The following is an 11,706-nucleotide window of genomic DNA, read 5'->3' as shown; positions in this document are numbered from 1 at the left end:
CCCCGCTCCGAGCGCGGCGCCGCCGCCGGCGGCCGCGGCTCCAAGCCGCTAGCGCACACCGGCGATTGCACTGCACAAGAACCCGGCCCAAAGCCGGGTTTTTGGTTTTGGCCAAGACACATCGGCGATTGCGATCATGCATCACGCGATCTGGCTCACCTATCGCTTTGCGATTGGCGTTGCATGTTGCTGATCATCGCATGCATCATCCCTTGGGACGCATTGTGACAACCTGCCAACATGCATAGATTGTGCGTGCGGCAGCCGATCACGACGCGGCGCGCAGGGAACTGGTTGCAGCACTTTGGTTGCAGCACTTTGGTTGAAGGCCCGGGTTGAATGAACGTCTCAACGCAAGCGCAGTCCGACACGCTGTTTCGTCCGATGATCGACCCGTTCGGCCGGACCATCCGTTACCTGCGCGTCTCCGTCACCGACCGCTGCGACCTGCGCTGCTTCTACTGCATGTCTGAAGACATGACCTTCCTGCCGAAGGCTGATCTGCTGACGCTGGAGGAGCTCGACCGGCTCTGCTCGGCCTTCGTTGCCAAGGGCGTGCGCAAGATCCGCCTCACCGGCGGCGAGCCGTTGGTCCGCCGCAACGTCATGGGCCTGGTACGCTCGCTGTCGCGGCATCTTTCGACCGGCGCGCTCGACGAACTGACGCTGACCACCAACGGCTCGCAGCTCGCGCGCTTCGCCCAGGAGCTGGCCGATTGCGGCGTGCGCCGGGTCAACGTCTCGCTCGACACGCTGGATGCGGCCAAGTTCCGCGCCATCACCCGCTGGGGCGACATCGACAAGGTGCTGGCGGGCATCGAGGCAGCGCGATCGGCCGGGCTCGCGGTCAAGATCAACGCGGTCGCGCTGAAGAACATGAACGAGGACGAGATCCCGGCGCTGATGGAATGGGCGCACGGCAAGGGCATGGGCCTGACCTTGATCGAGGTGATGCCGATGGGCGACATCGGCGAAGGCCGTATCGATCAATACGTGCCGCTGTCGCTGCTGCGCGCGCGGCTCGAGAAGCACTACACGCTGACCGATCTCGCCGACGACACCGGCGGCCCTGCCCGCTATGTCCGGGTCGCGGAGACCGGCGGCAAGCTCGGCTTCATCACACCGATGACCCACAATTTCTGCGAATCCTGCAACCGGGTGCGGATCACTTGCACCGGCACGCTGCACACCTGCCTCGGCCACGAGGACGCCTCCGACCTGCGCCGGCCGCTGCGCGCCTCGGACGACAACGACCTGCTGTCGGCGGCAATCGACCGTGCCATCGGGCTGAAGCCGAAGGGGCACGATTTCATCATCGACCGCCGCCACAACCGCCCGAGCGTCAGCCGCCATATGAGCGTTACCGGCGGCTAGAGCCATTTCCGTTCCGATCGAATCGGAACGGGGCTCCAGATTTTGCTTTGACGCGTTCTCTTTACGCGAACGGACGTCCACTTCGCTCGCGAACGCTCTGTTCCGGCCTCCACCGACGCCTCCCCTCCCCCCGATTACCAAGGCGGGACAACGGTTTGTCGTGGCGTCAATTTGCCCATTTTCCGATTGACGGCGTTTCACGGCGCTGATTTGGTGCCCCGGCTTTCACGCTAGCCAGGCCGGACAGGCCGCTGCCCCGTCGGTGACCGCCGACGATCCGGCAGCCAAGAGCAGCCAACAACGGCGGAAGCCCATTTCGGGGGAGGACGAACGTTTGCAACTGCTCCTGAAAGTGAGCCGTGGCTCCGTGCGCCTCTGCGCGGCGGCCAGATGATGCTTGAAATATTCGGCGCGCAGCTGGCGTGGCCGCGGAGATCGTGATGCGCCCATTGTTGGCACTGAGTCAGGCCATCGACCGACTCAACGAGAAGATCGGCACCGTCTGCAATCTGCTCGTACTGATCGCCTGCCTGGTCAGCGCCGGCAATGCCATGATCCGCTACGCGTTCAGCTACTCCTCGAACGGCTGGCTCGAGGCGCAGTGGTACATGTTCGCGATCCTCGTGATGTTCGGCGCCTCCTACACCTTCAAGCGCAACGAACATGTACGCGTCGAGATCCTGTATCTGATGCTGTCCGAGCGCGGCCAGCTCTGGCTCGACATGATCGGCACGCTGTTCTTCCTGATCCCGTCGTGCCTGCTGCTTGCCTACCTGTCGTGGCCGTTCTTCTATCAGGCCTATTCGGTCGGCGAGATGAGCGGCAATGCCGGCGGCCTGCTGCGCTGGCCGATCAAGTTCGTTATCCCGTCCGGCTTCGTGATGCTTGCGTTGCAAGGCGTCTCAGAGGTGATCAAGCGGATCGCCGCGCTGCAGGGCTATGTGACCATCGACGCGAAGTATGAGAGGCCGACGCAATGACGATCACGCTGGAGATGATGCCGCCGTTGATGTTCGGCGGCCTGATCATTGCAATGCTGATCGGCTATCCGGTGGCGTTCACGCTCGCCGCGGTCGGCCTGTCGTTCGGGTTCCTGTCGATCTATCTCGGCTTCTTCGACCTCAACTTCCTGCAGGCGATCCCGGGCCGTATCTTCGGCAGCGTGCTGTCCAACGAGCTCTTGCTCGCGATCCCGTTCTTCACCTTCATGGGCGCGATATTGGAGAGATGCGGGCTCGCCGAGGACATGCTCGACTCGATGGGCCAGCTGTTCGGCCCGATCCGCGGCGGCCTCGGCTATTCCGTGATCATCGTCGGCTTCATCCTCGGCGCCATCACCGGCACGGTGGCGGCGCAGGTGATCGCCATGGCGCTGATCTCGATGCCGGTGATGATCCGTTACGGCTACAACATCCGCTACATCACGGGCGTGCTCGCCGCCTCCGGCACCATCACGCAACTTGTCCCTCCCTCGCTCGTGCTGATCGTGCTCGCCGACCAGCTCGGCAAGTCGGTCGGCGACATGTATCTCGGCGCCTGGGGCCCTCGGTGTTCCAGATCATGCTGTTCGCCGGCTACACCTTCCTGCTCGGCATCTTCAAGCCAAGCCATGTGCCGGCGGTGCCGATCGAGGCGCGCACGCTGACCGGCTGGGCGCTGTGGAAGAAGTGCCTGCTCGGCATCATCCCCTCCGCCGTGCTGATCTTCGTCGTGCTCGGCACCATGATGATGGGCCTTGCGACCCCGACCGAAGCCGGCGCCATGGGCGCGGTCGGCGCCATCGTGCTCGCCGCCATCCACCACAAGGATTTCAGCGCAGCCGGACGCAAGGTGCTGATCGTCGGCGTGATCGCCGGGGGCATCGGCACCATCATCGCGATGCTGTACACCGAGAACCTGATCTTCAAGCTCGCCTTCGCGATCACCTATCTCGCAGTGGTCTGGATCTGTATCGAGGCCGTGAAAATCCCGGACCTGCGCGACCTGATCAAGCAGGGCTACGAGACCACCATGCGCATCACCTGCATGGTCACCTTCATCCTGATCGGCTCGACCTGCTTCTCGGTGGTGTTCCTCGGCGTGTCCGGCGGCACCTGGCTGGAGCACCATCTGACCTCGCTGCCCGGCGGCGTCTGGGGCTTCCTGATCTTCATCAACATCTTCATCTTCTTCCTGGCGTTCTTCCTCGACTTCTTCGAGATCGCCTTCATCATCCTGCCGATGATCGCGCCGATCGCGCAGAAAGTGCTGGCGCCGGTGGTCGGCCCCGACGCCGCGCTGATCTGGTTCGGCGTGATGCTCTGCGTCAACATGCAGACCTCGTTCCTGCATCCGCCGTTCGGCTTCGCGCTGTTCTATCTGCGCGGCGTGGCGCCGAAGGAAGTGAAGAGCTCCGACATCTATTGGGGCGCCATGCCCTGGATCGGGCTGCAGGCGATCATGGTGGCGCTGGTGATTGCGTTCCCGGTCGTCGTCACCGGCCTGCTCGACAAGCCGCTCGATGTCGACCTCAACAAGGTCAAGATCGAGGTGCCGCAGATCGAGCTGCCACCGCTCGATTTCGGGCAACCGAAGCAGTAGCCGGCACCAGCGGGTTCGGCGTGTCCCGCGAAAGCGAGGCACGCTGCGTCAGTTGACGGCGGCGGCGAGGCCTGTGAAGACGGGGATACGGATCGTCCTCCAACTCACAGATCGTCGCCCATGCCCCAAGCACGTCCCACCCGCTCCCTCGTTCGTCCGCTCGTCGCATCCCTCAGCCTCGCACTTGCCGCTGCCGTGGCGCATGCGGCGCCGGCGGCCGACATTCGCACGCTGGCGCAACAGGAGCAGCAGCCGCTGCTCGACACTCTGCGCGACCTCGTGCAGATCGAATCCGGCAGCAAGGACATCGAGGGGCTGAACCAGCTTGCCGCGCGCATCGCCGGCCAGCTCAAGCAGCTCGGCGGCGCGGTGGACATCCTGCAAACCACCGACATCTACCGCCTCGACGATACGCCCGAGACAATCGGCCCGGCCGTGCAGGCCGTCTTCAAGGGCACCGGCAGCGCGAAGATCATGCTGATTGCGCATATGGACACGGTGTATCTCAAGGGCATGCTGAAGGACCAACCCTTCCGCATCGACGGCGACAAGGCCTATGGGCTCGGCATTGCCGACGACAAGCAGGGCGTCGCCACCATCCTCCACACCGTGGCGCTGCTGCAGAAGCTGAACTTCAAGGATTACGGCACGCTCACCGTGCTGATCAACGGCGACGAGGAGATCTCTTCGCCCGGCTGGCGCTCAACCATCACCCGCCTCGCCGCGGAGCAGGATGCCGTGTTCTCGTTTGAAGGCAGCGATGCCAGCGGCACGCTCCGCCTTGCCACCAGCGGCATCGGCTCGGCCTACCTCACGGTGCACGGCAAGTCGTCGCATGCGGGTGCAAGGCCGGAAGGTGGCGTGAATGCGCTCTATGAGCTGTCGCACCAGGTGTTGCAAATGAAGGACCTGTCCAAGCCCGAGCAGGGCCTGAAGTTGAACTGGACGGTCTCCAAATCCGGCACCAACCGCAACGTGATCCCCGCCGAAGCCACGGCCCAGGCCGATGCGCGTGCGCTCAAGGTGTCCGACTTCGACGAGCTCGAGACGGCCTTGCAGGACAAGATCAAGAACCGCCTGCTGCCTGACTCCAAGGTGGACGTGAAATTCGAGGTGCGCCGCCCGCCGCTCGAAGCCACCGACGCCTCGCGCCGCGTGGCCGGCCACGGCAAGACGATCTATCAGGAATTGGACATGCCGCTGAACGTGGCCGAAAGGGCCACAGGCGGCGGCACCGACGCTGCGTTTGCCGCCCTCAAGACCAAGGGAGCCGTAGTCGAGGGCATGGGCCTCTCCGGCTTCGGCGCGCACTCCAACGATGCCGAATACGTGCAAGTCAACAGCATCGTGCCGCGGCTCTACCTGACCACGCGGATGATCATGGATCTGTCCGACGGCAAGGTGAAATAAGCCGCCCGGCCCGCCGCCCAGGTTCGCAAGCCTCTCAGGACGTCGCCGGCGCTGCCTTGGCCAGGCGGAAGCTCAGCGTGAACTGGGCACCGCCGGACGCCAGGTTCTCCACCCTGACCGTCGCGTCGTGATCGTCGACGACGCCGCGCACGATCGAGAGCCCGAGCCCCGCACCATCGGTGCGGTGGCGCTGACGATCGCCGCGCCAGAAGCGCTGGAAGATCAGGCCCTGCTCGGCCGGCGCAATCCCCGGCCCGCAGTCGCGCACCTGCACCGAACCGTCCTCGCGCACCTCGACATCGACCGAGGTCTCGTCGGCGGTGTACTTGATCGCGTTCTCCGCCAGATTGAAGATCGCGCGTTGCAGCATCTCGGCATTGCCCCTGACCTGCACGGGGCTGTCGGCGCCACGCAGCGCGATGTCCTTCTTCTGCGCCAGCGCATAAGGTGCGATCGAGCCGACCACTTCGGCGCAGACCGCACGCAGGTCCGCGGTCTCGCCGGGATCCAGCACCAGCGTATCGAGCTCGGCGATCTCCAATAGCTGGCTGACGATGCGGCTCATGCTTTCGATGTCGGCATGCAGCTCCTTGGTCCCCTTGGCTGCATCCAGCGTCTCGATCCGGGTCCTCAGGATCGCGAGCGGAGTGCGAAGCTGATGGGCGGCATCGGCCGTGAACTGGCGCTGCACGTGAAAGCCGTCCTCCAGACGATCGAAGGCCTGGTTGACGGCGGTCACCAGCGGCAGGATCTCGCTCGGTATCCCCTCCGTCGGCAGCCGGATATCGGTTCTGGCCGGGCCGATGCTCCTGGCCTCCTCCGAGGCCCGCAGCAGCGGAGTCACGGCGCGGCGGAAGATCAGGATATCGGTCGCAAGCAAAATCAGGAGGATCGGGATGGTGATCCAGCCGACCCGCCGGAAGAAGTTGGAGACGATGTCATCGATGATGACGTCGCGATGTGACAGGTCCTCGGCGACCAGGATGCGCAGCGTCTGGCCGCCGAGCAGCTTGGTGACGCTCGCACCGGAAATCCGGTCAGCCGCAGCCGGCAGCCGCGGCGGCCCGCGATGCGACGAAAACAGCAGGCGATCGTCCGCATCATAGATGTCGTAGCGGTAGCGGCCATAGGCGTCGGAATAGAGCCCCCTCAGGCTGTCCGGCAGGCTGAGCTGCACCTTGCCGTCGGAATCGACCGTGAGATTCTGGCCGAGATCGGCGGCCTGATCGCGCATCGCTTCGCGATGCAGCTGGTTGATCTCCGAATTCAGCAACCACAGCAGCAGCAGCGGCAGGAAGATCGCGGCGACCGCGACCGCCACGATGTGCAGGAACACGATCCGCGAGGTCAGCGACGTGAAGCGGAACACCGCTACTTCTCCTCGGCCATCAGATAGCCGACGCCCCGAATGGTATGGATGATGATCCTGGCGTGGTGCTCGGTCAGCAGCTTGCGCAGCCGCGACACGTAAACCTCGACCGCATTCGAGGCGACCTCGCCCGACAGACCGAAGATGTGGTCCTCGACGTTCTTCTTCGGCACCACCCGCCCCTGCCGCCGCAACAGGATCTCCAGCACCGAGGTTTCGCGCGCCGAGAAAACGTGCGGCGAACCGTCGACGAACACCTGCTTGCTCTCCGTGTCGTAGACGAGATTGGCGAGCTTCAGCGAGGAGCCGAGCAGCTGGCCGGGCCGCCGCAGGATGGCCTCGAGCCGCGCCACCAGCTCTTCCAGCGCAAATGGCTTCGCCAGATAGTCGTCCGCGCCGCTCCGCAGGCCGTTGACCCGATCCTGCAGCCCGTTGCGCGCAGTCAGCACCAGCACCGGCAGCGGGTCGTTCTTGCGGCGAAGCTCCGACAGCACCGACAGGCCATCGCCGTCGGGCAGGCCGAGATCGAGGATCATGGCAGCATAGCTGACGCTACGCAGCGCATCGCGCGCTTCGGCAACGCTGTTAACGATGTCGGACTCATATCCCGCCGCCATCAGCCCGCTGGCGAGCAGCCTCGAGAGCTCGACGTTATCCTCGACGATCAGAAGGCGCATTGCAGCAGTCCTGTCTTCATTCGGTCGGTCGCCTGTTTGCACACCTTGTTGCGCTGCGCCAGCCACGCGATAAAACTCTGCAGCAGATCGCGCGTTGGGCAATCACGATGTGCAGGCGACATGAATTTGAGCATACCGCCTGGATCCGAATCCGGCCAAAACAGCATTCATTTGGCCGCGCTCTCGTTAGCTCCAGACAAAAATCCCGGAGCGATGCCCCGGGATTCCTGCTCACGTAAGGCAGCGTCGTCAGACCTGCGAGTGACGCGCCATGAAATTGTCGTAGCCGACCTCGGCGACCTGGAACCATTGATAGCCGTTGTTGGAGAACGACGTCAGCGACTCATAGACTTTCTTGAAGTTGGCATTGGTTGCCGAGACCTCGCTGTGCAGTTCCTTGGCGGCCTTGAAGGAGGCTTCCATCACCGGCGCGGGGAACGGATGCAGCTTGGTGCCGGCGGCGAGCAGCTTCTTCAGCGCGATCGGGTTGGCCTGATCGTAGCGCGCCATCATCCAGTTGTTGGCGAAATGGCCGGCCTGCTCCAGCACATGCTGATAGTACTTCGGCAGTGCATTCCATTTGTCGAGATTGACGATCGCGAGCAGCATCGGGCCGCCTTCCCACCAGCCCGGGAAGTAGTAATGCGGCGCGACCTTGTAGAAGCCGAGCTTCTCGTCGTCATAGGGACCAACCCACTCGGCACCGTCGATCGTGCCCTTCTCCAGCGCCGGATAGATGTCGCCGCCCGCGAGCTGCTGCGGGACGCAACCGAGCTTCTGCATCACGCGCCCGGCGAAGCCGCCAATCCGGAATTTCAGGCCCTTGAGATCGTCGACGCTGTTGATCTCCTTGCGGAACCAGCCGCCCATCTGGCAGCCGGTATTGCCGGCAAGCAGCGAGGTGACGTTGTAGCTCTTGTAGAACTCGTTGAGCAGCTCCTTGCCCCCGCCCAGCATGTACCAGGCCTGATTGAGCCGCGAGTTCGGGCCGAACGGCACCGACGAACCGAAGGTGAAGGTCGGGTCCTTGCCGAAATAATAATAGGAGGCGGTGTGGCCCATCTCGACGGTTGCGCTTTGCACGGCGTCGAGCACCTGCAGGCCCGGCACGATCTCGCCGGCGGCAAAGGTCTGGATCTGGAATTTGTTGTCGGTCGCTTCACCCACCGCCTTGGCCATCAGCTCGGCACCGCCGTGCAGCGTGTCGAGCGACTTCGGCCAGCTTGTCGTCATGCGCCATTTGAGCTCGGGCATCGATTGCGCGATCGCGGGCGCCGCAATCGTGGCTGCTCCCGCAACACCCAGGCCCGTGACCTTGATGAAATCTCTTCGCTTCATTGTTGAATCCTACCCTTGTCTGGTTGTGTCGCCGAAGCGTCGACCGGCTTTCGCGGTGTCGCGCTCGCTCTTCTTTGCCGTCACGATCGAATTGCGATCATGGGCTGCCTTCATGCCGAGGCTTGCGCGCAAGCATGGAACATCCCCTCCCCGAACGCCAGACGCAAAAAGCCCGGCCTCCTTGCGAAGGCCGGGCTACTTAAGTCGAAGCTTTTGGCGGGCCTCGATCCGTCGATCGAAGCTCCTGGTTCTTATCTGGATGCGTTCTCTTGACGCGAACGCTGGTCCAGTTTGGTCAGCCGCGGGTGCGCGAGCGGATCATGAAGCTGTCGAAGGTGTATTCGGCGACCTGCCACCACAGATACTGGTCGGAGCGGTACGCCTGCATGGCTTCGATCGACTTCTTGAAATCGGCATTCTTGGCCGAAATTTCACCCCACAGCTCGTTGGTCGCCTTGAGGCAGGCCTCGAGCACTTCGTTGGTGAACGGACGCAGCTGCGTGCCGCCGGCAACCAACCGCTTCAGCGCCGACGGGTTCTGCATGTCGTAGCGTGCAGCCATCCAGCTGTTGGCGTTGGCGGTCGCGTTGGTCAGGATCGCCTGGTAGTTCTTCGGCAGCGCGTTCCACTTCTCCAGGTTGATGAAGGAGTGCACGGTCGGACCGCCTTCCCAGAAGCCCGGGTAGTAGTAGTACTTGGCGACCTTCTGGAAGCCGAGCTTTTCGTCGTCATACGGACCGACCCACTCGGCGGCGTCGATGGTGCCCTTTTCGAGCGCCGGATAGATGTCGCCGCCGGCGAGTTGCTGCGGCACTACGCCGACCTTCTGCAGCACCTGGCCGGCAATGCCGCCGATGCGGAATTTGAGGCCGGAGAGATCGGCGACCGTCTTGATCTCCTTGCGGAACCAGCCGCCCATCTGCGTGCCGGTGTTGCCGGTCGGGAAACCGATCACGCCGAACTTCTTGAAGAACTCGTTGCCGAGCTCTTGGCCGCCGCCCTGGTACCACCACGAATTCTGCATGCGGGCGTTGAGGCCGAACGGCACCGACGCGTAGATCGAGAAGGTCGGATCCTTGCCGACATAGTAGTAGGACACGGTGTGGCACATCTCGACGGTGCCGTTGGAGGTCGCGTCCAGCGCCTGCAGGCCGGGGACGATCTCGCCCGCCGCGAACACCTGGATCTGGAACTTGTTGTCGGTCATTTCGGCGACGTACTTCGCCACCTGGTCGGCGCCGCCATAGATGGTGTCCAGCGACTTCGGGAAGCTCGAGGTCAGGCGCCACTTGATTTCAGGCGAGGACTGCGCGATCGCCGGCGCGGCAACCGCCGTCGCGGCAGCACCGGCCGCAGAAACTTTCAAAAAATCACGACGCTTCATCGTAAGGCTTCTCCTTGAGGGGCGTTTCCCAGTGACCGCAAGCAGTTCTCCGGCACGGCGCATTAATGGCCTGCCGAGGCGCTCTGGTCGGCCCTTTAACACGGAAGGAGCCTTCACGGAAACGCGACAATGGCATGACCGCACCAATTAAACGAAAGTCTGATGACGCGGAAATTGGCCGGAAAATAAGGGCTCAGGACACCTCGCGGGCGCTGGCGGATCCTGCCGCCGATCGCGCGGTAAATCGCCGCGCGCGGGCCGTCCCGTTCACGCTCAACCACCGCGCTCCCGGGACAATCAGCGCCGCGTCGGCTCCCGCGATTTTTTGGCTTTCTCGGCCAGATGTCGCCCGCGCCGGATCCAGCTTTGTGCGGTCGTCTTGCTGACGCCATACGTCTTCGCGATCGCCTCCGCGGCCTCGCCGATCGAGTCGGATTTCTTGGCAACGTTGAACGCCGCCCGGGAGGCCTCTTCGCGCTTCTCCCGCGTCAGATGTTTGCGGCGTGTCTTGTTTGCTTCGCGTGATGCTGCCATGTCGATGGCCGCCCCACGGCCCCTGCGCAGTTTCGGCTTCGCCCGTGGCCGCCTTCGACTGGTGGAAGGATGGGTACGATTCGGCCGGTGCCACACAAACATACAGGCCGGAACCGATTCAGCAATCGTCCAAAGGCGACAGGCCTGTGAAGAAGGGCCGCCGGGGGTCCTGGCCCTTCATGACCCATCGGCTCGGCCGGACAACCGCGCAGGCTCAGCCTGCGGCGATGACGCCTTGCAGCTGCTCCCGGACCTTGCCGCCGATCGCGCGGTAAATCGCCGCGTGCGGGCCATCCGGTTCGCTCTCGACCACCGGGTTGCCGGAATCGGAGGCGGTGCGGATGGCGATGTGCAGGGGGACTTCGCCGAGGAACGGCACCCCGAGCTTCTCGGCCTCGTGGCGGGCGCCGCCATGGCCAAAGATGTCCGAGCGGGTGCCGCAATGCGGGCACTGGAAGTAGCTCATGTTCTCGACGATGCCGAGCACCGGCACGTTGACCTTCTTGAACATCGCCAGTCCCCGCCGCGCATCGATCAGCGAGAGATCCTGCGGGGTCGAGACGATGACGGCGCCCTTGAGCGGGACGTTCTGCGCCAGCGTCAGCTGGGCGTCGCCGGTGCCGGGCGGCATGTCGACGACCAGCACGTCGAGGGTGCCCCAGGCGACGTCGCGCAGCATCTGGGTGATCGCGGACATCACCATCGGCCCGCGCCAGATCATCGCGGTGTCCTCCTCGACCAGGAAGCCGATCGACATGATCGCCAGGCCGAAGCGCTGCAGCGGGATCATCTTCTTGTCGTCGTTGAGCTGCGGCTTCTCGCGGATGCCGGTCAGCCGCGGCACCGACGGGCCATAGATGTCGGCGTCGAGCAACCCGACGCGCAGGCCGAGGTCGCGCAGGCCGAGCGCGAGGTTCAGCGCCGTGGTCGACTTGCCGACCCCGCCCTTGCCGGAGGCGACCGCGATGACGGCGGAGATGCCGGGGATCTCGGCCTGGCGGGCCATCGGCGATTGCGCACCGGGCGGGTGCGGGTGACGG

At 64.1% G+C, this 11,706-nt stretch carries 12 protein-coding genes and 1 pseudogene; 6 read left to right on the top strand and 7 right to left on the bottom strand.

Translation table 11 applies throughout. The features are described from left to right. From H8A92_RS37280 to H8A92_RS37260, 5 genes and pseudogenes are all read left to right on the top strand, one after another. Nucleotides 1-228 (top strand): hypothetical protein (locus tag H8A92_RS37280; RefSeq protein WP_229200245.1); only part of this gene is annotated, 228 nt, incomplete at its 5' end. Nucleotides 229-339: 111 nt separating this feature from the next. Further along, a complete protein-coding gene (gene moaA / locus H8A92_RS37275; RefSeq protein WP_229200244.1) occupies nt 340-1,374 on the top strand; it encodes a GTP 3',8-cyclase MoaA in 1,035 nt (344 codons plus the stop codon). A gap of 440 nt (nt 1,375-1,814) precedes the next feature. Continuing rightward, nucleotides 1,815-2,354 carry a TRAP transporter small permease subunit gene (locus tag H8A92_RS37270; RefSeq protein ID WP_229200243.1) on the top strand — a complete coding sequence of 180 codons (540 nt, stop codon included), beginning with the start codon at nt 1,815-1,817 and terminating at the stop codon, nt 2,352-2,354. Beyond that, nucleotides 2,351-3,954 (top strand): annotated as a pseudogene (locus H8A92_RS37265) (TRAP transporter large permease). The gene H8A92_RS37270 and the pseudogene H8A92_RS37265 overlap by 4 nt, the downstream one beginning before the upstream one ends. Nucleotides 3,955-4,074: 120 nt before the next feature. Next, nucleotides 4,075-5,364: a M20/M25/M40 family metallo-hydrolase gene (locus H8A92_RS37260; protein WP_229200242.1), complete on the top strand. Its 1,290-nt coding sequence runs from the start codon at nt 4,075-4,077 to the stop codon at nt 5,362-5,364. A gap of 34 nt (nt 5,365-5,398) precedes the next feature. Here H8A92_RS37260 and H8A92_RS37255 read toward each other — a convergent pair whose 3' ends face one another. From H8A92_RS37255 to H8A92_RS37240, 4 genes are all read right to left on the bottom strand, one after another. Next, on the bottom strand, nt 5,399-6,733 hold the full coding sequence (locus H8A92_RS37255) for a sensor histidine kinase (protein ID WP_229200241.1): 1,335 nt from the start codon (nt 6,731-6,733) through the stop codon (nt 5,399-5,401). A 2-nt stretch (nt 6,734-6,735) separates the two neighbouring features. Then, on the bottom strand, nt 6,736-7,410 hold the full coding sequence (locus H8A92_RS37250) for a response regulator transcription factor (protein ID WP_229184655.1): 675 nt from the start codon (nt 7,408-7,410) through the stop codon (nt 6,736-6,738). Further along, nucleotides 7,398-7,544, bottom strand: a complete 147-nt coding sequence (locus H8A92_RS37245) for a hypothetical protein (RefSeq protein WP_229200240.1) — start codon at nt 7,542-7,544, stop codon at nt 7,398-7,400. The genes H8A92_RS37250 and H8A92_RS37245 overlap by 13 nt, the downstream gene beginning before the upstream one ends. A 115-nt stretch (nt 7,545-7,659) precedes the next feature. Continuing rightward, entirely contained in the window at nt 7,660-8,748 is a 1,089-nt protein-coding gene (locus H8A92_RS37240; protein ID WP_229200239.1) for a TRAP transporter substrate-binding protein, read from the bottom strand. Between the two features lie 15 nt (nt 8,749-8,763). Between H8A92_RS37240 and H8A92_RS37235 the strand changes: the two genes are divergently transcribed. Then, the gene (locus tag H8A92_RS37235; RefSeq protein WP_229200238.1) at nt 8,764-9,021 is read left to right on the top strand and encodes a hypothetical protein; all 258 of its coding nucleotides are present in this window, start codon (nt 8,764-8,766) and stop codon (nt 9,019-9,021) included. A gap of 22 nt (nt 9,022-9,043) precedes the next feature. Here the strand turns inward: H8A92_RS37235 and H8A92_RS37230 are convergent, their stop codons facing one another. From H8A92_RS37230 to H8A92_RS37220, 3 genes are all read right to left on the bottom strand, one after another. Next, complete coding sequence (locus tag H8A92_RS37230; protein ID WP_163151392.1) at nt 9,044-10,132, bottom strand: TRAP transporter substrate-binding protein; 1,089 nt, start codon at nt 10,130-10,132, stop codon at nt 9,044-9,046. 297 nt (nt 10,133-10,429) lie between these two features. Further along, the gene (locus tag H8A92_RS37225) at nt 10,430-10,666 is read right to left on the bottom strand and encodes a hypothetical protein (RefSeq protein WP_229200237.1); all 237 of its coding nucleotides are present in this window, start codon (nt 10,664-10,666) and stop codon (nt 10,430-10,432) included. Between the two features lie 214 nt (nt 10,667-10,880). Continuing rightward, on the bottom strand, nt 10,881-11,706 hold an 826-nt coding region (locus H8A92_RS37220; RefSeq protein WP_274613565.1), incomplete at its 5' end, for an Mrp/NBP35 family ATP-binding protein.

Source organism: Bradyrhizobium acaciae (assembly GCF_020889785.1).
GTDB lineage: Bacteria > Pseudomonadota > Alphaproteobacteria > Rhizobiales > Xanthobacteraceae > Bradyrhizobium > Bradyrhizobium acaciae.
This window is presented reverse-complemented; position numbering and strand designations above follow the sequence as displayed.